Below are 22,951 nucleotides of genomic sequence, written 5' to 3' on the forward strand. Positions count from 1 at the left end.
GTTTTAGCGATACAAGGTGCCTTTTTACGGGTTAAAGCCTGTGTTAGTCTTTGATGACCAAGCAAGCGCTTGGTGGCGGGGTTTGATACCTCCTTCATTAACCCCAAAGTATGGATGCGGCTCAGGGTATTTCGCGCACGGATGAGGCGCAGGTACTGAGAGCATGACAATCAGCGGAATTCGGCAAAGCCTAGTGTGCCGAACCTAAAGCGGCCCAAATAAAGATAATTCAGGAGAGCCTGCGATGTCCGATGAAGTGGTAATCACCTGCGCCCTAACCGGGGTGCTCACCAATCCGCAACAACACCCGGTTCCGGTAACGCCGGAACAAATGGCAAACTCAGCCCGCGAAGCCTTTGATGCCGGGGCTTCGGTAATGCATGTACATTTTCGGGCTCAAGAGCCGGGCAAGGGGCATCTTCCCAGCTGGGAACCGCAAGTGGCGTTGGAAATTGCCGATGCAATTCGGGCTAAGTGCCCCGGAGTTATTTTAAATTTTTCCACCGGCACTATCGGTCGGGACCAGCGCGGACCTCTCGAGTGTGTGCGCGCAGGTAAGCCGGAAATCGCCGCCTGCAATGCGGGCAGCTTGAATTACTTAAAAGCCCGTTCCAACGGCACCTGGGCCTGGCCGCCGATGGTGTTCGATAATCCGGTAGACAAGGTGGAGGAACTGCTGGCGGTATGTCGTGAAACGGGTACCAGGCCAGAGTTTGAGTGCTTTGATGTAGGTATTGTCCGCTCCGTTGGTATGTATGCCGATGTGGGTATGGTCGATAAGCCCAACTATAACCTGGTGATGGGGGTGGCTTCTGGTATGCCAGCGGATCCCGAGCTGTTGGAGTTGCTGCCTAAATATATGCGTACAGATAGCTTGTGGCAGAGTACTGTGATTGGGCGCGAGGAAATCTGGCCGGTGCACCGCAAGACTGCGGAGCTGGGCGGCCATTTACGCTCTGGAGTAGAGGACACTTTCTATTTGCCTGGTGGCGAGCGTACCTCTGGCAATGGCCAGTTGATTGAGGCTTTGGCCGTGATCGCAGAAGAGAGTGGTCGTAAGGTGGTGTCTCCAGAGCGGGCGCGGGAAATCTTCTGCTAATTCTTTTCAGTGCATAGACCAGTGGACCCTCAGTGTCACTGGTCTACCTCTCAGAGCCCACTTCCTGTTGGCTTTTCCCCATTTTATACCTGCTCTATCTTGCTTGGGCGCCAAGAGCCGAGAATCCTTTTCGCTTCCCTTTCCAGCTGGTCTGGATTTTTTAAGCGCCATAGAACCAAGTGATTCTTACTTTTCCTGCAAAAGGTCCGCTTGGTTACCTACCCGTTAGCACTGTAGCGGCTGCTAGTCTTTAGTGGGGATAGCCGTTTCCAGCGGTTGATCTATGCATAAATATAGGCTGTGCCAGGGAGCGGTGGATGCAAGAGTTGTTGGACCGAATAATCAAGGCGATTGATTGGGCCAACCGGCTTTTGTGGGGGGGGATTGAAGGGCAGTGGTGGCTCGGTGTCCTGATTATTGCTTTGCTACCTATTGGCCTTTACTTCTCCATTCGCAGTCGCTTTATTCAATTTCGCCACTTTGGTCATATGGCGATGGTAATGGTGCGAGGTATTCATAAGGATCATCCGGGCTCAATTTCCGCGTTTCAGGCGTTTGCCACCAGTGCCGCAGCACGGATTGGCACCGGTAGTTTGGCGGGTGTTGCCGTGGCAATTACTGCTGGGGGTCCTGGGTCGGTTTTTTGGATGTGGATGGTGGCTTGGCTCGGTATGGCCACCAGCATGGTCGAAAATACCCTCGCGCAAGTTTATAAAGAGAAAGGTGAGCAACCTGGGACCTTCCGTGGAGGACCGGCTTACTACATCAAAAAAGGCCTAGGCCCTAACTGGAAGTGGCTTTCAGTAAGTTTTTCCATCTTCTTACTGATGTGCTACGGCTTTGTCTTCAACTCCATTCAATCGAATGCTATGGCCACGGCCCTAAACGACGCCTGGGAAATCAACCCCATGCTGGTCGGGATTGTGGTAGCTGTGATTGCGGGCATTATTGTGTTTGGTGGTATCCGCTCTATCGCACGCTTTGCCGGAGTGGTGGTGCCTTTTATGGCTATCGCCTATTTAACAGTGGCGTTTATGGTTTTGCTGATGAACCTGGGGGAGTTGCCCAAGATTCTGGGTATGATATTAAGGAATGCTTTTGGACTGGAACAGGCTGGCGCAGGAGCCCTGGGGGCGGTAGTTTCCAATGGAATAAAGCGTGGGCTATTTGCCAATGAGGCGGGGCTTGGCTCTTCACCGAATGTGGGTGCAGCAGCGGATGTTAAGCATCCACTGGTGCAGGGCTATGTGCAAATGGCTTCCGTTTTTCTGGATACCATTGTTATCTGTACCTGTACCGCGGCAATTATTTTAGTTGCCGATGTGTATATGGTGGGCAATGTGGAGGGAGTTAAATTAGCTCAGGACTCTCTGTCTAGCGTGGTGGGTTCCTGGGGAAGTGGTTTCGTGGCGTTTGCACTGCTGTTTTTTGCCTTTACTTCGATTATTGGTAATTACTATTACGGTGAAACCAATATTTTTTATCTTTACCATACTCCCACTTCTATATTTTGTTATCGGATAATTTTTTTAATTTTTATCCTGTTTGGTGCCTGGGTTTCTTACAGTGGAAGTACTGAGAATTTTACCTTACTCTGGCGCATGGCAGATGTGGCGATGGGATTTATGGCCTCTACCAACATATTGGCTATTACCTTGCTCTCCGGTGTCGCTTTCAAAGTGCTGGGAGACTATGAAGCACAGCTTAATCAAGGAATTAAGGAGCCGGTGTTTGATGCGAGAAAATACGATATTAAAGGGATAGATCACACAGTATGGGATCGGAATTGAGCTCGCTGCCCACTGAGTTGTGAGCACTGGCTTTGTGGGCAAATTGAATAAAAAAATGTATTAGAGAGTAGGCTTTTGAATTGCCAGATAAAAAATAAAGCCAATCTGCACCATGGCCAAAAGAGCCGCGATGATGCGTGTACGTTGAGGCATGGATTGGCGCAGTGCGAAGAATCCGGCAACCACATAACCGAATACCAGTGCAACCTTTACCGCAAGCCAATGAAAGACAGCCGGATTCCAGCTGCCGATAACAACCAGCGCTACAGCCGCAGATAACAGCAGGGTATCATTGGCATGGGGCATCCAGCGAAGGAAGGTTTTTCTCCAGTGAGGCTTTCCTGAGAACTCCAACCCCATTCGCAACAGAAAAAGAGAGAGGCTAAGTACTGCGGCTGTGATATGGGTATGCTTAATCAGTGTGTAGGTAAACATCTATAAAGCTAAAGGGTTGTTTCAAATTAAATTTCTTAGTCATGGTGTAAAAGTCACCAAGTTTGCTAAGAGTGCAACTAGAGCCGCTGCTGATAATAGCGGCTCATAGCGATTCTGTACATCAAAAAGATAGAAGGGTACTTTTCTGCGTAAGTAATTGAACCCTATCCATATTCAATATTTATCAGTTAGTAGTGAAGGGGCAAGCGGCTCCATGTTGACATTTGGATAGGTTGCTGGTGAGTTGCACTCCGGTGATGCTCTCTAAGGCTTACCTTTATTTCTTTTTAATCTTGGAGTGTTTGCTGCGTTCCTGATGCAGGATAGTGTGAGAGTCTGAGGAGATAAGGAGTAAAGAGGTAACAGGCTTTTATTAAATTTGAAAAAAAATCAACCGAGTAGATGCTGGGTGTCAAAGATATTTGTTTGAGTGACCAGTGAGCTTTTGTAAAGCAACTTGCTTTCAATAGATACTTTGACTTTACGATTCAGTCCTGTTTCTATCGCACGATTACAGTTAGCCTACATCTGTTTGGTGGATATTCTTGAACTCTCTCTCATGGTGAGTAGACTGAACAATTCGAAATGGCCTGTAAATACGAGTGTTACTCGAGAGGCAGTGAGAGAAATTGTTTACGGCTTAGTGAAAGCTATTTTTCTTAAAGGATATGTCGATATGCTAAAGGCAGAGTATCGTGAGCGCGGCCCTGTGCCGCAGGATGTGATTGAGGCGGTTCCGTTTAATGAGCCGGAACTGGAAGAGGGGCAGGTATTACTGGAAATGCTGGCTACACCTATCAACCCCTCAGATGTACTCACGCTGACCGGTGAATATGGCATGTTACCGCCTCTGCCTGCCATTGGCGGGAACGAAGGTGTTGCCAAGGTAGTTAAGCAGGGTCCGAATGTGTCAGGCCTTGATATTGGCCAAACTGTTCTGTTGCCCGTTGGCAGTGGCACCTGGGCCACGCACATGGTGGCAAATGCTAAGGGACTTATCCCTCTGCCAAATGAGGTAGATCCCATACAGCTATCCATGATTACCATTAATCCCCCAACGGCCTACCTCCTGCTCAGTGAGTTCGTCGATCTGAAAGAGGGAGACTGGGTGATTCAAAACGCAGCAAACTCTGCGGTAGGAACTTATCTGACAAGTTTGGCAAAAATTCGTGGTCTGAAGGTAGTCAATGTAGTACGCAGATCCTCACTGATCGAGCCAATGCTGGAAGCCGGTGCCGATGTGGTGCTGGTAGATGGTGATCAGGAAGGGGAGAGCCTAGCCAAGAGGGTTAAAGCTGCAACCGCAGGTGCTGAGATTCGCTTGGGTATAGATGCCGTTGGGGGAATGGCTACTGCTAGGCTGGGTGAAGCCCTTAGTGAGGGTGCCACACTAGTCAACTATGGTGCCCTGAGCGGTGAACCATGTCTGCTCGCTCCAGGGGTGATTATCTTTAAGGATATTACTGTACGTGGGTTCTGGCTGGCTAAGTGGTTTGCTAATGCTTCACCTGAGCGGCAGCAGGAAGTTTTTGGAACCATTACGAGCCTAGTTGCCCAGGGTAAGCTTTCTGCACCAATTCATGCAACTTATCCCCTTAGCGATGTGAAGGAAGCCGTTAAAGTTGCTGCGGCAGGTGAGCGTAACGGTAAGGTTCTTCTAATTGGTGAGTCGCTACACGTTTAACTTACAAGACATCTTCTGGTAAGAATAACGTCACACTGACTTATAGGTGCCCTTTTAGGGCACTCTATAGTAGAAGTTGCGGGGTGGCTTATTAACTTCAGGCTATCCTTATTTTACACTCTAATCAGCTAGTTAATTTTTCACCGGAGAAAATAAGAATCTGTATTTTACAGTTTTCGCAAATAATAATGTATAAATATGTAATCTGTTCTAGGTAAGCCCGCTAATTAAAATACTTTACCAGCCGCTCAGATCTTCTGTATCTTCTCCCCAGGAGCTTGTAGTCACTCGCTCTACAGTGCCGGTAACAACCTGGCTGCCTTCTTCCATTTTGGTAAGCTCCAGGTTATCCATAAAGTCCCACAAAGGAGATTTGCTAATGCGCAAGGCTTTTTCGCTGGGAATATGATGTGGAGGCCAGAATTGGCTGGGGGTGTATGCAATATGTAGAAGATGCTTGTCTGATATGTGGGTATATAGGTTGAAACACCAATTTAGACTTTGGTTACCGTCAATAATTTCGTACCAGTTTCTGCCCTTGAATTTGTATTCTTTAATTTCTTCTATGTTCCAGGCGCTAAAAGCGTAATTGAATCCAGAATCAAGGAAATGGCCCAGATTATCTTTATGCTTATTAAATATAAATTGCTTTAACTGGTTGTGATCAGAGAGGTCGAAGACTCCAGATTTGGATGGTTCCCGTATCTGGATCACTCGAATCTCAAAGCAAGCAGTGCCAATAATCCAGGCATCTTCCGATCCCACATCTACACTGCAGCCGACATTGATTGAGTGAAATTCAAACCAAATATAGGGGCTCTTATTGCCCCAAAGTGGCTGTCCACCATAAAATCTTGGATAGCTATCTTCTTTGTTGATTGGCGTAGTGTATGGGGCATAATGATTGCCTCCATAAATATGCTTTACTAACTTTCCTGTAAAAGACAGGTGCCAGCCGCCTAAGTCGTAATGGTGTACGGGTAGCGCATTGAAGGGCAACCAGTAAATATCATTGAGTTGCTCAATAATAGGGTGGCCTAGATCCAGTGAGTCTACCTTAGCCATACTTAACCCCATCCATCTTTGAAGTTTCTTACAAATCTTATAGCCGCGTCTGAGAAAGTACGATTATTGTCAATGCTATTTATATATTTATTTTGATAATAATTGCTGCCCCCCTGTATCATTTTGTCGAACTCAGACCAGGGCGCATCCATTTTCTGGAGGCCAATCACCGCGTTATCTCCATCCTTTACTTGGTGCACTTTACTGGCTATATCATCCAGGCTATGCCTGTAACTGGTCTTTTTCGTTTGTGCACCTACGGCTTCAACTTCCCGCATCAAAAGCCCAATATTTTCTCGTGGGTTAACAAAATAAAAACAATGCTGTTGTAGCTTTTTCCCTCCGGCTATCTGGCTAAACTCCTTCAAAGTACGGTGAAGCATCTTGGCACCCTCTCCGAAAACATACCAATGATGCTTTAAAGTTTGATCTCTCTCATCCCAAGGTAGCGATTTATATAACAGGCGGGCAAGCTCTCGAGGTCCGGCGTCTGGCCCAGAGAGTTTCTGAGTCGCCGTTTTCCAGACTCCAAGCTCATCGACGAGATAGCTTGGAGCATAGTAGAGTGAAAAACAGTCGTTTAGTTGCTTTTGGTTTGCATTTCCTGTGGTCTTTAAGTAGGCACCATATTCTTTTGAGGTAGATAACGCATCATATTTAGTACCATCAAAGAAAGCGCCAATTGCGCCAATTACGGTGGGAATAGTGTCATCTTCAATGGATTCAACTCCCCATCCTCCCCTTCCTAATTTCGAGAGATAAAATCCTGCTGGCAGAGACTCCCCTCCGGAAATTCCGTTGGCTCGCTTGAGCTCAGTGATATAAACACCAGGACCTCTATTATGACTATTGCCCTCTTGATACACGGTATAGCTAACCTGTACAGCCCCTATATTTTCGCGGTGTTGAAAGCCATTAGTTTGGTTACTTTCGGAGGTGATTCCAGCAGCGGTACTGCTGAGCTGATTCATTTGGTTTGCCGTTTTTCTGCCCGCCTCCGAGTTGATATCGATCAAATCAATAAACCGAGGAAGCAGTTTTGGATCAATAAAGACAGGCTTTCCATTTTGTCCTTTAGTGGTTTCGTGGAAAAAGATAAAGCCTGTGTAGTCAATATTGTGAGGGTTAGTCATATACTCTCATCCCTGATAGTCATTCACCATAGCGCTAAGGCGCTAAATCCATTGCGCGATCATATCATGGAGTGACTTGATATCTGCCAATCTTAACTACTGCCAATAAGGGTTTTTATGTGATTTATTTCACATAGAGAAAATGTGGTACGTGTGTAATATTTTGGGGGTTGTGGGTGATGAGTTGAGAGCCTTGCTTAGGTGTAATTGGCTGTAATTTTTGTGCTGAGAATAACCTTGACATAGTCGCCTGAGAGGAGGTTGGGTGTGTCCTTTTTGGTTATGGCTGTTGTTGGATCACTTGATTTTCTGCTGTCTTAGCGATTTTTTTGTGTTTTGCGATACGTATTATTGCTATCCATAAATGATTTTCTAGTGTTTTTCTTTCAGAGAAAATTTTCTGTAAGTCCTATTCTTTTCTTGCTTTATAGCGGTTGGGAGGGAGCAGCTGAGGCGATGCTCTTCAGTGAAGTTGTTGGTCTGGATTTTATGGTTGGCTCTTAAATTCAGTTGTTTGAATTCATTATTTGGGTAAGAAATACAGCCCCTTTGTATGGTTTTATTTCGCTTTTTGGCTGGTGATTTCAGTAAAAAATATAAATTATTTTAGCTTTGTTGAGTGAGGGGCTTGGTCTGTTTTCCAGGTGCGGATATAAATATGGGCTTATGTGCGGGTCAACTGTATGCTTTATAAGGGTTGGCACTATTAGCATGAACGTGGCGTATTTAAAGTCTAATTAATTTTCTTTTGGGGGCTTTCCTGTCAGGTAAAAATAGAAGCTTTTGTCCCTTATATACCTATCCAGTCAATCAGATTTGGTTTCATTCTATGATTTGATTATTTGTTTGATTAATATCTAGAGGTTCCGACTTGGAATGTATGCCTTTCGCAAGGCAAGATAACAATAAAGTCACTATAGTGACACAGGTATATCATGGCAATAAAAAAACAAATGATCAAATTATCCCTTTATGGGCGGCTAGTAATTCTTATGGTGGGCCTTTTTCTAGTTCCGGGCGTCAAGTCGACAACAACTCAGGGTGTTATACAACTGTCCCTGCAAGAACAGTTAGATAAAGATGTGCCTTTCAACCATTCGCAATGGGTGGGTACTCACAACTCTTATAATGCGCGGGAGTGGGACAGTGCCTACTGGGCGGATCCCAATCAGGATATTTCAATCTATGATCAGTTAAACTCTGGTGTGCGTGAGCTTACTTTAGATGTCGGCGATTACGGAACATTTTTTGGGGAGAATCAGCTGCGGTTATGTCATGGTGTCTGCTTTGGTGGTGAAAAAAAATTTCGCCGTGGGCTGGAAAGTATTGTTCGTTGGTTGGAAGAGGGGAATGTTCAGTCAGTCATATTATTGAAGCTTGAAATAAATTCTGATCATTATGGCCAGATAGCCAGTCAGTTGAGAGCTGAGTTAGGAAGCTATCTTTATGAGGCGAGTTTCTCTGGAGGGGGATCTAATCGTTGTACCGGCCTACCGGTGGATTCCTTGAGTAAGCAGAATGTGTTGGATTCTGGAAAAAATATAGTTGTTGTAAATACGGATTTAATCTGTCCACAATCAGGGAGCTTTAGGTCTGTGGTACACCTCGGTCTGCAATATCAAGGGTTCCACAAAGACAAATTTAGTAAACCTACAGACCCCAATACTTGTGAGTTAATGACAACCTCGGTAAGCAAGCAAATGACGCGGTTACACGATCCAAGTACTCTTTATGGCATTGGTAGTGGTGGTAAAGGGCCGCAAGACAAAGAAATTACTGAGTCTAATGTAAAAAGCTATCTTTCCTGTGGGCTCAATATTTTTGAAATGTTCTGGTTCAATGGTGATGGTAGTGCGGGGCATCTTGAGCCCGAAGACTTACTCTGGTCTTGGGAAAGTGCGGAGCCGAACAACTGGAATGGCAATGAACATTGTGCTATTTCAAAGGCGAATGGTCGTTTTAATGATGTGGTGTGCTCCAAAAGCTATCGCTTTGCTTGCCGTGATGAAGGTGAATGGAAGATTACTGCTGCTGATGCGGACTGGTCTCAGGGAAAAATGGCTTGTAAATATGAGTATCCGGGATCAGTTTTTGATGTTCCATTCAATGGCTATGACAATGCACGCCTTATGAGTGCCAAGATCGGAGCTGGGACTTCCACAGTTTGGCTAGCGTATCACGATCTAAATCAGGAAGGCCTTTGGCAAAAGGGTGTGAACAAACAATAGAATAATACTGCTGCTTCACATAAGAGGAAATCAAGGAGAGAGGTGGCCTTAATGATGAAGTAATATTTACCAAGTATTCTCGCAATTGTTGGGGGGCTGGGTTTATCGCTTGTTCTTTGCTGAGAAAAGTGCAACACAGCCCCGAATTTCTATTGAATATTCTGAGAATCTACTTTGCAGGAAATTTTCCAGATCTTTCTGGCTGTCTAGGGTGTTAGAGAATATTCCTTTCTTGTTGTAGAAGGTCATTAATCGTTTGGCGATTGCACTTTTGTGAACACCTTCATGTAAAATTGTAGAGCCAAAGATAGTGCCATGATCTGAGAGTAGTTTATTAAGATAATCTATGGCAATAAGCTTTTCTGATAGTCTCCCCGGTAAGCAGTGGAATAAATAATTAACAGAAATGGAATCAAATGGCTCTATATCATTAGGCATTTCACCCAGTACGTTTGTGCGAAATAGAATAGGTTTGTATCTTGCAACACGCTTTGCTGAGATATCCAAGCAGTTCTGGTTTAAATCCATAAGTGCCAATCTGATATGAGGTGAGGGGAAATGACATTTATCCATAAAATAGCCGGTGCCGACACCCACGTCCAAGTGGTTGACGCTTACATTTTCATCAAACTGCTGAAGAATTGTTGGGGTAGGGCAGCGCCAAATAAAGCGATTTGATAAAAATAACACCCAAAAATCATATAGCCATAACAGTGTCTTGGAATATGCGGCTTGGCCCTTCCAGACTTCTTTACTTATTCTCATGATACTCTCCAAGCTACTGGGGTGGCCGATAGCTGATAAGGTTGCTCCTGATTGAGGATGTAAGCGTCTATCGTGGGAAACCCGCCTGAACCTTTTAATTGATCTCCTGAGTTTAATTATATGAATCGTACATTTGTGGCCTTTAAGGTCAGTATCCTTGCCTCGGTTTATGTCTGCGCCATCTATTGATGGATTGGTTGGACACAGTGGGATATAGCAAAACATGAAGATGTTGGTATGAAATGCTAATGGATTAATAGGTCATATCAAGGGAAAACCGATCAGTTACTCCAGGCATAAGTAGCTACAGATTAAAAAGAGTGGGGAAAATGAAGGTGAGCGATTATACGACAAACCAGCGCCGGTTATTGGCCGGCGCTGGTGACATATGGCGTTAAGCTTGGGTAGTGAGGTACTTCAGAATATCGATAACTTGTGCAGGGCTCTGGGCCCAGGCTTGGGCTGAACCATCGACTTCTTTCAAGGCGTGAACCAGGGATTCATCGTGTAGGGTGATATAAGGCTTTCCCAGAGCTGCACAGTAACCGGCATCGAATGCGGCGTTCCACTGCTTATATTTTTCTCCAAAGCGAATGATCGCCAGGTCGCAGTTCTCAATAGAGTGTTTGATTCGGACGGCATTGACCTTGGCCGATTTATGATCACGCCAAAAAGAGTTGGGCTCTTCACCAAGACCGTCACCCGCCGCATCACTGGCATCGTGATCAGTCACTGCGGATGAAAAGGTGATATCTAACCCTAGATTTTTGCAACCCTCTATAATTTGGGTTCTCCAGTTAGAATGAATTTCACCGGAAAGGTACACTTTTAGCTTCATGGGGCCGCCTCTTGGGATAATAAGCACTATGTATCGTATAGCTGTGGCTTATTTTACATGATGCTGCAGTGGATAGGAAAAGACACGGTATTGGCTGCAGCCTCTACAGTGAATGTAGGGCTGGCCCTAAGGCCAGCACATTGAGCTTAACTTTAAAGTTAGAGTTTTTGCTTGATAAAGGTTACTTTATCTGGCGTTTTACCAGCTGGTAGCCGGGTAGAATGCATTTGGCGGAGTAACCAGTTCCCATCTACCTTCGCTAGGACGGCACTCTCCAGCCAGATAACATCCTCGCTTTTGTTTTTCTGGGTAAAGTTGGCTTTGTTCCAATAATTGACAGTCAGTAATTCGCCTTGCTGCTCGTAGTTGATGATGCTGAAGTAATTCGTTCGGGTGTAACCAGCGGGCTTAACTACATTAACAAGATCCTCTATGGTCCAGATCTCCCCATGTTCTAAAAGGATGAATGAATCAGTAACCGTACTTCTCATTGCCTGATGATCAAAATTTGACATGGCGGCAAAAAGTTTGTCGATGGTGTTAAAAGCTTCAGGCCTCTTGTCGGCATAGCAGCTGGCGGTGACGAAGAGGAGTAGCAAGCCGAAGAAAGTTCTGGTCATAATGTGTATCTCCCTATACTCATGCATTTTGATGGAAACCTGTGCAGGTCTGCAGTGATTATATCTTTGCAAAGCAATGGCCGGTCAATACTGATCTTATGTGGTTGGTATCTTGAGCTGTATTATTTAGGAAGGCTTCACCCATAAAGGCTCCCCTTTAATTCCTGTTATGTTTATTTGGGGGCTCGGCAGGGCTTTTGCCGGGTTGATGAGGTGGGCTTACTAAGGAGCTACTAATCCGGCCGGGATGCAGCTAACTCTAATATCGCCTGGCATTGAGATTCGATGGTGCTTGAGTCACAAGAGGCCTTTTTTGCACTCCATTGCAGTGCATGCCAAAGCACACATAGATATTTATAGATAAGCCGCCAATGGTAAAGGCGCTGCCTGTCATCTCCATTTGGTGGGCGATGGAGATAATTGACCAGTAGCTGTTGTTGCTCCGCAGGGGAAAATTGGTGCTCCTCCACCAAAGCGGCAAGGTCATAAAATCGATCTCCCATGGAAGCATATTCCCAGTCGATTGCGATTAGCTCCCCGTTGGTACTTTCGATCAGGTTTTCTTTGGTTAGGTCATTATGACAGAGACCGGGAGTATCATTTGCAGCCTTTAAAGCGCTAATACTGCTGGATAGTTCGCGGTGTAATTGTTTAAGGCGTGGATAGAAATCAGCTCGAGTATTAATCGATGACCAATAGCGGTCTATTTTCTGATCAATATCCAGGTGGTTCTTAACCGGCGGGAGAGAGTGAATGCTATTAAGTCGTTTGGCAAGCCGCTTCAAAGAGCTGGGGCCCTCTTTGTGCCAGGGCTTACCTTGAATAAACCTTGTTACCAAATAGTGATATTGAGGGTCACAATAGACAAGGGGAGCACAGAGCCCGGCGCGAGTGGCCTGGTTGAGGACTTGGGCCTCTGTTGCCCGGTCGAGATCCAGTGCTTGGCTAAGTGGGGAGTTATGGCGAATAACCAGGAGCTCTTCCCCTGATGAAACTAAATAGGTTCGATTGGTCTGCCCACCTGCCAAGGTCCGTATAAACCTAGGCCTGGACTGGCTCCACTGATGCCAGTCGCAGGGAATGATGTCGCTTAGGCTTTGGCTCATAGGTATAGAGAGGGCGAATTGCTACTGTAAAGCGGCGGAGGCTTGTCTTCCCGTTAAAGAGGTTAGCCCGGGCTGCTCGGCCTGATTTTGCTTATTGTAGATGGATCTCCACTGGAAAAAACCAATAACAACCAATACCACGTAGAGCAAAAAGAGGAGCGCAGTCAGGTAGAGCCCTCTATCCAGGTAAAGGTAGATGGAGGCCCCATCCACTACAACCCAGTAGATCCAGTTCTCCAAAACTTTGCGGGTCACCATGTAGGTGGTCACCACAGCTCCCAAAGTGGTGAAAGAATCGAGATAGGGTAGGGCGGCACTGGTAAAGTTATCTAGCAGATAACCGAATACTAGGGTTAGCAGGAAAACACCACTAATCACCATCAAGTGGGTTTGCAGTGGCCAGCGATGAATTCTTAAATCTTTGTTTTTATCCTCGTGATGACGCCATTGCCACCAGCCAAAAATCGCCATGCCCAGGTAGAACACTTGCAGTGCTGATTCCATTAGCAGGCTGACATCCCAAAATAAAACTAAATAGATTGCCGTGCTGATAAAGGCAGCATACCAGCAGCTGATTTTCTCGCGCATCGCCAATAACAGGTAAGCAAGGGCGAGAACAACAGCTGCCACTTCCCAAAGAGACATGGCTGCAATTGAGGTGCGCAGAATTTCTAGGAGCTCTGAGTTAAGCATGGGGTTTTGCCGGGGCTAGGTCGCCATCAATAAATTTACAAACAAAAATAGCGCGTCCAAACTGCTCATAGGATTTGCGCATTTCTATTTTGAGAACATCCATTAGCAAATCATATTCGCCAAATACCTGAGTGCTCATAGTGTTAGTGATTACTCTCAGGCCTGAATGGCTATTCAGGCGTTCAATAAAGGCTCGAATACTGGGTATGTACTCATCTTTGAGAGGGTACATGCTGATTTCTGCGGAGAGCTGCATAGCTTTTCTCATTATTCACCGAGATCCAGGGGGTAACTATCCTTGGCTCCTATCTATCCAGCCCGATTAAGTTCGTGAATTATCAGATAGCTATGTATCTGATAATTCACGGGCGTTAACCATTGGCTAATTGCTAAATTACAAGGTGTCCTATTGGAAAGTATAAGTACCGGTTATCCCGGCAATACGTGGTTCACCCTGTTGATAATAAGCTTCTGAGGTATAGCCATTAACTGGGTTATTTCCGAAATAAAAGCCTCTGGTATAGTAATCCTCACCTGTCAGGTTTCTACCCCATAGGGAGACTTCCCAGTTATCAAGCCGATAGGTGAGGCGGGCGTTAACCAATTCGTAGGCCGTGGATTTTTCATTGTGGCTATTAGAGAAGTAAAACTCATCCTTGCCTTCCAATTCCAGACGCAGTACCCAGTGGGTAGTGAGATCAATCTCGGTGCCAGTGAAGAACTGATAGCTTGGCGCATGAGCTACATCACGCCCATCCAGATTTACCGGTAGTACCGTGCCGGTTTCTTTATCCATCTCTGTATCTACGTGTGTACTGCTTATAAAGTTTTCAAACTCGGCGTTTAGCCAGCCTGCAGAAGCGAAGAGGCGCACAGTATCCGTGGCTTGGAAATTTATTTCCGCCTCAAAGCCGTAAGTTTCACCACCTGCTGCATTACCCAGGTATTCCCTAAACTTTTTACTTTCTGGATTAAAGAGTGATTGTTTGGCTTGAACATCGCTGCGGTCTTGGTAGAAAGCTGCTAGCTGCGCCTGTAGGCGGTTATCCAGCCAGTTGCCTTTGGCGCCGAGTTCGTAGTTAAGCAAATGCTCTGTATCGAACTCGAACATCTCCCTGTAAGTTTCTTCATTACCCGCGAACTCTGCGATGATCGCACCGTTCACACCCCCTGCCTTATAGCCGCGTGAAACGGTGGCGTACAGTAGCGTGTCTTCAGAATAATGATATTCCAGGGTTATATTTCCACCCCACAAATCCTCATTGCTATCTGCCTTAGTGGAATAGGAATCAGAATAATCCGCGCTGCGTTTTTCCAGGCGAAGCCCGGTAATCAGGTTGAGAGCGTCGGTTAGTGTGGTGCTCAGCTGTCCGTAAACAGCGCTGTTTTTGGTATCAAACTCACTGCTAAAAAAACTGTATTCCGTGATTGTGCCTTTAGTTTTTCCTGAAGTCTGCAGGAGGTCTTCTTGCTCATTACGATGATAAACCCCCAGTACCCAGCTAGTGCGCCCCGCAAAGAGTTTGGAGCTTTCAGTGGAGAGCAGGCGTAAATCCAGGCTGGCGTTGTCTTTGTCCCGCTGGTAATTGTCAGTTTGGCTGTATTCCAAAGGGTGAAATCCGATATAGCTCCAGTCCTCATCGTATCCGTATTCGGTATCGGAATTGGCATGGCTTAGGGTGGCTCCAAGAGTGAAATTCTCGTTACCAGACCACTGCCCAGTTAAAGCGCCAGCCCAGCTTTCCTGCTGGTCCCGACCGGGCTTGTCGGAGAGGGTCTTGCGGGTATTGTATAGAGAGAAGGCATCGTAGCCGTTATCGGCGTCAAGGTAGAAAAGGGTGAGGCCGAGTTTTAAATCGTCACTGGGAGAATAGGCCAGCTTACCGCGCAGTACGGATTCATCAATATTGTTCGTGTCATCACGACCCAGGTACTGATTTTCCATATAGCCGTCGGACTTTCGCTCGCTGGCGGCTATACGGTAGCCAAGCTGCTCAGTCAGGCTGCCGCTGCCAATGGCGGTAAGGCTGCGACCACCGTATTCACTCAACTCGGCGGAGACTTTGCCCGTTGTTTCTGAAGTGGGCGCGGCACTGCGCATATTGACCAGGCCTGCTAGGGCATTGGCACCATACAAGGTGCCTTGCGGGCCACGTAGAATCTCGACTTGTTCTATGTCCAGGGTGTTGGCGGCCAGGCCTAGGCCTGTGAAGTCGATACCATCAATAACCAAGCCGACAGAAGGGTTTACTGGGTCGATAAATTGGCTGCGTTCACCGATACCACGAACCTGGATAAAGCGCCCCCGTGAGGCGCCCGTAGAAGAATTGACATTAGGTGCCATGTTCAGGAGTTGGTCCAGGTTGCCAGCTCCGCGCGCCTCAATACTGCTGGTGCCGATTACACTGACACTGCCGGGTAGATCTAGCAGGTTGGTATCACGTAATTGAGCTGTCACTACCACTTCCTCAAGCCCGCCCTCCATGGGCTTAGCGGCCATTGCTAGCCCAGCGGACAGGCCAGCCACAAGGCCGATAGATTGAGCAATCGGGCGGATTGTGAACAGTTTTTTCATGGTTCTCTCTCGAATCAACACTAATGAAAGAGACCCGGAGAGCGACGAGGGGAGGGCTTTGGCACGCCTACCTATTCCTACGCCGGTATTAACCGGATCAGGTTCAAGGGTTTGCTTAAGGTGATCTTCTTGATCCCTTTGCATCTCAGGCCTTGGCCACCCCTTAGGTTTTTGCGGGCGCGATGATAGCAGATGTTTCGCCTTTTATGGGCAGGAAGGCTCTTTTGAGTAAGATTGTGCCGCCTGGCTATGGGGGATAGAAGTATTGGTATTGAAGGATATTCAATATAATTTTAGTTTTCGGTTGCCAGGCTATGGCTAGATTTAGGTGTTGGAGTAACAGTGAAAAATTGTCCCGGTTGTAATGAGAAGCCTATCTCTCTGATTGGCTGGTGTAGTGGTCTCAACTCGATAAAATGTGTCTGTAAAAGCTGCGGTTTGAATTTGTCAGCAAATTTTGTCACTTGGCTTGTAATGTTTGTCATTGTTGTAATGATGGGTGCAGTTGCTTATACCGCATTAGTTCACTTCGATGTGCATTTTAAGCAGGACCGGTGGTTGCTGATTGGTTTGATCTCTATCCCTGTGCTTATCGGATAGTTGCTGGGGTATTTGGTTGGTGGCTACAAGGTGCAGAAAAGGGGCGGTAGGTAGAGTAGGGTATATGCAAGTATTCATCGTGTGGTGACTCCCTACGTTGAAGGGGCTAATAGTGGCATTTCAAAGGCAGTGTCACTCTCTTGAATAGTAACTTTTGTCCATTGCCCATGGTAGATTGGTAGAGAGAAATTGATGGAATTGGTAGTACAAGAAAAATTAAAAGCACTTGAAGCTGAGAAAGGTATAGAAATTTTATATGCCTGTGAGTCTGGTAGTCGGGCGTGGGGCTTTGAGTCGCCGGATAGTGATTGGGATGTACGTTTTATTTACAAGCGAGATCTTAACCACTATTTGACACTTGGGACTCCTAGAGATGTTGTAGAAGTGCCTTTCGATAAGACCTTGGGGGATGAGCTTGACCTTGTTGGCTGGGATATCAATAAAACCCTGGGACTGTTAAGGTGCAGCAATCCGACATTAATCGAGTGGCTGTTTTCACCAAAAGTGTATTTCAAACGGCAAGAGGTTTTGGATGAACTTCGGAGCCTGGCACTCAAGTGTTGGCAGCCGCGGGCCTTAGCGCATCACTATATCAGCATGGGGTTTAACTGTTATACAAAATTTGTGCAAGAAAAGGACGCTGGTGTTAAGGAAATTAAGGTTAAAAAGCTGTTATATGTAATACGCTCAATTCTGAATGCGCTTTATATAAAAAGATTTCTGTCAATCCCTCCAGTCAACTTTATGCAAATGTGCGAAGAATTACTAGAGGATGATCAAGAGGAATGGCTATTCAAGCTGATAGTCAATTTGATTGAGCAGAAAAAGGGGGTGGATGAAGGCAGGTTGGTGGTTCTGGATGGTCAGCTTGATAGCTGGATTAATGCCAAACTGGATCGCGGAGTGGCTAACTCAATTGAAGAACGACCTAAATTAGATTTGCAAAGTTTTGATAAGGTTTTTCATTGGGTGTTTGGTGTAAATCTTAAGTGATATTTCTTTAAAGTTTGGGACCTGACTGATTCAGCTTGGATAGTGGGTATTTTATTTTCGGCTTCTCAGTTTTATTGTTTTCGAACTTAAATTAGTTTTTTTTCCAAAAAATCAACAAAGACTTTTGTTTTTGCTGGCATAGCTCTACCGCTTGGAATTAGGGTGCTTTCCGGTGGTCCTGGTACTTCTTTTTTAGGGGGCTGTTGAACAGTTTTACCATTCCGGATGGATGTAAATGGTTTGGTTAAACCTCCTGTAGTTTTCTCAGTAGATATTGCTTGTATTGTAAATGCAACTCAAACATCAAGTTTGCTTCTTTCTATTTCATGGGAGGCCAGCTTTTATCTTGACTCTCTTTTAAATAATGGTTTAAAAATTTCTGGGTACCATTACATGGTCTTACAGGTGAAAGGTAATTTCCACCTTGAGGCATTTATAAACTCACAGTATTCATTAGCTGTTCATGCTGCTTTCCATATTCTTTCAGTGACTTTTAGGGAGATCCCCTGTTTCAACTTTATTCACCGGATGGAAGGAAGCATCTTATGACTGAGGCAGAGAAAAGACAGAGAGCAAGAAGTCGCTGGAGACATTTGCGTTCTACATTGAAAACGCTGGGGCTTTTAGGTCGCTCAAGGGGGGCAAAAATGGTAGCCACTCCTTATTGGCCGGAAGTTCATCATCCCAATCACCAGGCGACTCATGGCCGTAATGGCAATGTCCGCTATCTCTCCGACCGGGATAGGCAGAAACATCTGGCCACATTTACAGGAAACATGCTGGTTATTCCTACGCAAAGAAGGTTTGAGCTGGGTATCTTGCAAAACACTGCGGGCAACATAATTTATGTTGTGGATTCACAGCGTAATTTCTATGTCGGAAGAAAAAATTTAGGTCATTTCCATCATTCCTCATTTCTGGCTGGTGGGTCGGTGTTGGGTGCAGGAACCATTGTGCTGGGTGCTGGTTATCAAATACTTGAGGTCAATAACCACAGTGGCCACTACAGGCCAGGTGCCCGGGAATTGAAGCGGGTGGCGCTTGCTATTAGTACGCTCGGTGGGGATTTGAATCAGATACCATTTCGTGTATCGGGGGCTGGGCCCGATGTTGTTTATGGTAATGGGTTAGCACTTCTTGACGCGGCGATCTAGTTGGTTTGGTTAGTGCTTAATAGGGGGAAGCTGGAAAGGGCTTGGGTCGACCTAAGTTTTCTGTATATGAGATTTGTGAGGGGTTTCAGGCAAGGGATTTAATTGGGGAAATAGAAGAGGACAATGCCGGGGTAGAAGCAGTGTGCCCTTGCCTATGTGGACAGAGGCACACTCAGTCGAGTATCGACCTTAGAAGCGTCTGCGGAACATTGGCAGAGGTTGATCTACACCGGACTGATAGCTGTCCCCAAAATCCTGTAGGGATTCTTTTAGGCTGGTGAGGGATTGGTTGCCTTCAAAGGCGTAGGCGTTAAAGCCACAGCGCTGCAGGTAAGTGAGCTGGTCGCGCATAAAGCCACCCACCGCACGCAGCTCCCCTTTAAAGCCAAAGCGCTCGCGCAGCATACGGCCGGCGGTAAAGCCGCGGCCATCGGCAAATGCCGGGAAGTTAACTGCGATCAACGGAAAATTATTCGCCTCGTTGCCGATAAGCTCAGCACCTTCGTCGCTGTCTATCCAGACCCCTACTTCTGCACTGCGTTCTGCCAGGGCCTCCCGATGGGCTAACCACTGGCGCAGCGGTAGGATCAGCTTGCCGGAGGGCAGGCTATTTGGATCAATAGTTCCCTCTTCCTCCAGTTGAGGTAGTAGCTGCCAATCATTGGCGCTGACCTCACCATTGAGAATTAGCTCGGAGGGGTTGCCCGGCTGTGGGCCCAGCTTAACTGGCTTTGGCATAGACTCTCTCCTTGAAGGGCTGCAGGCCGATGCGGTTATAGGTGTCGATAAAGGGCTCTTCTGTCTGGCGCTGTTCGATGTAGAGATCGAGGATCTTGCCGATCACCCCAGTAACTTCTGCACGAGAGAAGCTGGGGCCCAGTACCTTGGCCAGACTGGCTTCGTTGGAAGCACTGCCGCCTAGTTGTATCTGGTAGAACTCCTCGCCTTTCTTGTCCACACCGAGGATGCCGATATGGCCCACATGGTGGTGACCACAGGCATTCATACAGCCGGAAATGTTCAGATTCAGATCGCCCAGGTCGTAGAGGTAATCCATATCGTCGAATTGGCGCTGAATGGCTTCGGCGACTGGGATCGACTTGGCGTTGGCCAGGGAGCAGTAGTCGCCGCCGGGACAGCAAATCATATCGGTGAGAGTGCCAATATTGGGTGTGGCAAAGCCGTGTTTGCGCGCCTGTTGCCACAGCTCGTACAGTTGGCCCTGTTCCACATCGGCCAATACCACGTTTTGGTCGTGGGTGGCACGGGCTTCGCCGAAACTGTAAGCATCGGCCAGATCGGCGATGGCCTCAAGCTGGCGGTCGGTGACATCACCAGGGGGCACACCCGTTGGCTTGGTGGAGAGCTTGATAGCACGGTAACCCGGTACTCGGTGAGGGTAAGTATTGCGGTCCAGCCAGCGCGCAAAAGCCTTGTCGCTATCAGCCTGCTGCTGCAGGGCTGCCTCGCTGGCTGTACCATCAAAGCTCTTGTAGTCAGGCTCGGTAAAGAAGGACTTGGCCCACTGCAGAGCTTCTGGGGTCAATTTCTCTACCCCGTCTTTAATGTGCTGCCACTCTTCTTCCACGCGGCGGCCAAATTCTTCGGGGCCTAGGGCTTTCACCAGAATCTTGATGCGCGCCTTGTATTTGTTATCGCGACGGCCCAGCTGGTTGTATACCCGTACAATCGCCTCCAGATAGGAGAGCAGATCTTCCTCCGGCAGGAAATCGCGGATGGTTTCGGCGATAACCGGCGTGCGGCCCTGACCGCCGCCGACAAGCACCTGGAAGCCAATCTCTTCGCCGCGCTTCACAATCTGCACACCGATATCGTGTACACGAATCGCAGCGCGGTCCTGCTCGGAACCGCTAACCGCGATTTTGAACTTGCGCGGCAGGAAGGCGAATTCCGGGTGGAAGGTGGACCATTGGCGGATTAGCTCGCAGTAGGGGCGGGGGTCGGCAATCTCGTCGAGAGCGATGCCCGCATAGGGGTCAGAAGTGGTGTTGCGGATGCAGTTACCGCTAGTCTGTACAGCGTGCATCTCCACTTCGGCCAATTCGGCCAGAATAGCCGGTACATCTTCCAGCTGGGGCCAGTTGTACTGCAGGTTCTGGCGCGTGGTGAAGTGAGCGTACCCTTTATCGTAGTCTCGGCTGACGCGGGCGAGACGGCGCAGCTGGTTGCTGTTGAGCAGGCCGTAGGGCACGGCGATGCGCAACATGGGGGCCAGTCGCTGAATATAGAGGCCATTTTGCAGGCGCAGTGGCAGGAATTGTTCCTCACTCAACTCGCCGGCGAGGTAACGTTCCGTCTGGCCGCGGAACTGGGCAACGCGATCATTGATGATGGCGCGATCCCGGTCGTCGTATCGATACATAACAGCTTGATTCCATTGCCTTTGTGCGCGGATGGTGGAGAGAGGGGCAAGCCCCGGATGGTTCTCCGCTGGCGCCTAACATACCAGTACGCTTATGCAATAAATAACAATATTTTCCGCTATGTCTGTAACCAACAGTTATAAGAGGGTACCGCTGGCTTAGGAGAACCGGCAAGTAAGCGTTTTCTGTTCCCGTTGATCATATTTGATTGCGGGTATCTCTGTAGATTATAGCGACAACGCTTTTCTGAGGGTTAGCCAGGGTAACTCGCGTGAAGCCAAGGAGTACCAATGGAGAGGGTTTCTGCGTTGTCCACCTTACGGACTTCGATAATGGTCATGAGCTTGTTATGGAGGTTACTGGTTTAAGAATCTATGGGAGAGATGCTCAGGTATGTCGATTCTGGATTGCTGTAATTCTGATCTTATTGGCCGGGTGGCTATAGCGGCTCTCGCAGGATTGCATTCCTAGGAGTCCCCTCGTGTATTCTCTGCGAAAGTAACGCATCCTCAATAGCAATAAGGGAATTGATATGAAGTAGATTGTGGGCACACCTTTGTCTCTTATCAGAGCTTTCGGTACACACGATGCTTTTAGCGATGTGCGCCAAAATGAGGTGCTGCATGAGTGTAGTGCAAGAGATTCTTACAAGATGGCCTACCGATTATGATCGCTCACTATACCTGTGGCCCAATTAATGCCCCAAATTCTGTTGATATTTTCAAAGCATAGTAATCAATATTTAGTGAAGGCTTCAGGGGTAAGGGGTGTGGACTTCAACCTAGCCGGCATTGAGGCTCCTCCCGGTATCTGGCCGGAAAGGGAGGGCTGTGAATAGCCCAGCAGAACTCCATCGGCCTGGTTTCCCGATTTCGTCGCTCCCTTTATTATCTCCAATGCTTCATTCTTGAAATCTCGTTTGCGTTATCGGTACCTTCGTTTTGATTATTGTATCCATTAATTTTTTAGGGGGGTAGGGCTGTTACGGATAGTCGTTTTGTAAATCTAGCTTGAAAAGTTTGAAATATTTGGCTTTCGACAGTTTTTCTTGTTGAGCTTTCTTCACATTTTTTCGATTCTTTCATTTCATGAAGTCCCAAAAAATTTTTAACAGGTTGGACTATAAAAAATTGCTTATAAATGTTGGTCCGCTAATCCAGGTGAGTTGTATGCAAGGCTGAAGCGGGTGGGGGTGATCGGTACTCTCTATTGAGTGCATTTTTCGGCTGCAGCCCTAGAAGATATGGAGAAGAAAGGTCAAATGCTTGATGGGCTATCTTCGGGAGGTTTTAAGGTGTATTACATTCGGGATTATACGGTTTCCAAGATATCGTAGGGGGTGGCCAAGCTCCAGTAAAAATATAAATGCAACTTGTGGGTGTATGAATACCCTGACAACTTGTAGTAATGCCGTCACCGGGCAAATCTAACAACCTTAATACCAGCCTGACAATTGGATAAATTCATACATTTTTTATAACTTTTATCTCTTTTTTTGTGGTGATTTAAGTTAAGCTAGCCACAATTTCGTGTGTTTCATTTTTAGTCTTTTTGTGGGGTTGATGTGTCCAAGGATTGGAAGTTATTTTTTGCTGTATTTTTCTTCTACTTGTTTTCTTTGTTGACGACCTCGCTGGCTTATGCTGGGATCTCTGGGCCTTCATCCAGTTCTACAGGAAAGGTTGTTATCTCGTACACAGATATTTCACGAGCATCAGAAGCCGAATTTAGAGTATACAGGGATGGGGCTTATGATGGCACTTATTCAACAAGTCCCCGTGGAGGTACA

Annotated in this window: 18 protein-coding genes and 1 riboswitch; of the genes, 6 read left to right on the forward strand and 12 right to left on the reverse strand. The window is 46.9% G+C overall.

The window, feature by feature from the left end; translation table 11 throughout:
- Window positions 1–244 precede the first annotated feature (244 nt).
- Complete coding sequence (locus ACJJJA_RS10400) at window positions 245–1,099, forward strand: beta-keto acid cleavage family enzyme (RefSeq protein ID WP_252085571.1); 855 nt, start codon at window positions 245–247, stop codon at window positions 1,097–1,099.
- A 317-nt stretch (window positions 1,100–1,416) separates the two neighbouring features.
- A complete protein-coding gene (locus ACJJJA_RS10405) occupies window positions 1,417–2,889 on the forward strand; it encodes an alanine/glycine:cation symporter family protein (RefSeq protein WP_444885250.1) in 1,473 nt (490 codons plus the stop codon).
- Window positions 2,890–2,949: 60 nt separating this feature from the next.
- Here ACJJJA_RS10405 and ACJJJA_RS10410 read toward each other — a convergent pair whose 3' ends face one another.
- On the reverse strand, window positions 2,950–3,324 hold the full coding sequence (locus tag ACJJJA_RS10410; RefSeq protein WP_444904516.1) for a SirB2 family protein: 375 nt from the start codon (window positions 3,322–3,324) through the stop codon (window positions 2,950–2,952).
- A 676-nt stretch (window positions 3,325–4,000) separates the two neighbouring features.
- Between ACJJJA_RS10410 and ACJJJA_RS10415 the strand changes: the two genes are divergently transcribed.
- Window positions 4,001–5,008, forward strand: a complete 1,008-nt coding sequence (locus ACJJJA_RS10415; protein ID WP_444904517.1) for a zinc-dependent alcohol dehydrogenase family protein — start codon at window positions 4,001–4,003, stop codon at window positions 5,006–5,008.
- A gap of 237 nt (window positions 5,009–5,245) precedes the next feature.
- On the opposite strand, the gene ACJJJA_RS10420 is transcribed toward ACJJJA_RS10415, so the two are convergent.
- Complete coding sequence (locus ACJJJA_RS10420) at window positions 5,246–6,073, reverse strand: hypothetical protein (protein ID WP_444904518.1); 828 nt, start codon at window positions 6,071–6,073, stop codon at window positions 5,246–5,248.
- Window positions 6,074–6,075: 2 nt separating this feature from the next.
- The gene (locus tag ACJJJA_RS10425; RefSeq protein WP_444904519.1) at window positions 6,076–7,206 is read right to left on the reverse strand and encodes a hypothetical protein; all 1,131 of its coding nucleotides are present in this window, start codon (window positions 7,204–7,206) and stop codon (window positions 6,076–6,078) included.
- Window positions 7,207–8,141: 935 nt separating this feature from the next.
- Between ACJJJA_RS10425 and ACJJJA_RS10430 the strand changes: the two genes are divergently transcribed.
- Window positions 8,142–9,434, forward strand: a complete 1,293-nt coding sequence (locus ACJJJA_RS10430) for a phosphoinositide-specific phospholipase C-related protein (protein ID WP_444904520.1) — start codon at window positions 8,142–8,144, stop codon at window positions 9,432–9,434.
- Between the two features lie 102 nt (window positions 9,435–9,536).
- On the opposite strand, the gene ACJJJA_RS10435 is transcribed toward ACJJJA_RS10430, so the two are convergent.
- The 7 genes from ACJJJA_RS10435 to ACJJJA_RS10465 form a co-directional block, all read right to left on the reverse strand.
- Entirely contained in the window at window positions 9,537–10,199 is a 663-nt protein-coding gene (locus tag ACJJJA_RS10435; protein ID WP_444888771.1) for a class I SAM-dependent methyltransferase, read from the reverse strand.
- Between the two features lie 394 nt (window positions 10,200–10,593).
- The gene (locus tag ACJJJA_RS10440; protein WP_444888772.1) at window positions 10,594–11,037 is read right to left on the reverse strand and encodes a YtoQ family protein; all 444 of its coding nucleotides are present in this window, start codon (window positions 11,035–11,037) and stop codon (window positions 10,594–10,596) included.
- A gap of 158 nt (window positions 11,038–11,195) precedes the next feature.
- Window positions 11,196–11,657, reverse strand: coding sequence for a nuclear transport factor 2 family protein (locus ACJJJA_RS10445; RefSeq protein WP_444888773.1), 462 nt, complete (start codon window positions 11,655–11,657; stop codon window positions 11,196–11,198).
- A gap of 233 nt (window positions 11,658–11,890) precedes the next feature.
- Window positions 11,891–12,685 (reverse strand): phosphotransferase, encoded by a 795-nt coding sequence (locus ACJJJA_RS10450; RefSeq protein WP_444888774.1) that lies wholly within the window; start codon window positions 12,683–12,685, stop codon window positions 11,891–11,893.
- Window positions 12,686–12,784: 99 nt separating this feature from the next.
- A complete protein-coding gene (gene pnuC / locus ACJJJA_RS10455; protein ID WP_444904521.1) occupies window positions 12,785–13,456 on the reverse strand; it encodes a nicotinamide riboside transporter PnuC in 672 nt (223 codons plus the stop codon).
- Window positions 13,449–13,724 carry a hypothetical protein gene (locus ACJJJA_RS10460; protein ID WP_444885239.1) on the reverse strand — a complete coding sequence of 92 codons (276 nt, stop codon included), beginning with the start codon at window positions 13,722–13,724 and terminating at the stop codon, window positions 13,449–13,451. Before ACJJJA_RS10460 ends, pnuC begins: the two co-directional genes overlap by 8 nt.
- 138 nt (window positions 13,725–13,862) lie before the next feature.
- Entirely contained in the window at window positions 13,863–16,031 is a 2,169-nt protein-coding gene (locus ACJJJA_RS10465; protein WP_444904522.1) for a TonB-dependent receptor, read from the reverse strand.
- 57 nt (window positions 16,032–16,088) lie between these two features.
- Window positions 16,089–16,205, reverse strand: a riboswitch (TPP riboswitch).
- Between the two features lie 618 nt (window positions 16,206–16,823).
- Between ACJJJA_RS10465 and ACJJJA_RS10470 the strand changes: the two genes are divergently transcribed.
- A complete protein-coding gene (locus tag ACJJJA_RS10470; protein ID WP_444904523.1) occupies window positions 16,824–17,624 on the forward strand; it encodes a nucleotidyltransferase domain-containing protein in 801 nt (266 codons plus the stop codon).
- A 545-nt stretch (window positions 17,625–18,169) separates the two neighbouring features.
- Window positions 18,170–18,778, forward strand: a complete 609-nt coding sequence (locus tag ACJJJA_RS10475; RefSeq protein ID WP_444904524.1) for an IQM protein middle domain-containing protein — start codon at window positions 18,170–18,172, stop codon at window positions 18,776–18,778.
- Window positions 18,779–18,967: 189 nt separating this feature from the next.
- On the opposite strand, the gene ACJJJA_RS10480 is transcribed toward ACJJJA_RS10475, so the two are convergent.
- Window positions 18,968–19,516, reverse strand: a complete 549-nt coding sequence (locus tag ACJJJA_RS10480) for a DUF934 domain-containing protein (protein ID WP_444904525.1) — start codon at window positions 19,514–19,516, stop codon at window positions 18,968–18,970.
- Complete coding sequence (locus tag ACJJJA_RS10485) at window positions 19,500–21,161, reverse strand: nitrite/sulfite reductase (RefSeq protein WP_444898415.1); 1,662 nt, start codon at window positions 21,159–21,161, stop codon at window positions 19,500–19,502. The genes ACJJJA_RS10480 and ACJJJA_RS10485 overlap by 17 nt, the downstream gene beginning before the upstream one ends.
- Window positions 21,162–22,951: the final 1,790 nt, after the last annotated feature.

The sequence above is a fragment of the Microbulbifer mixtoriginis (SeqCode) genome, from assembly GCF_052466865.1.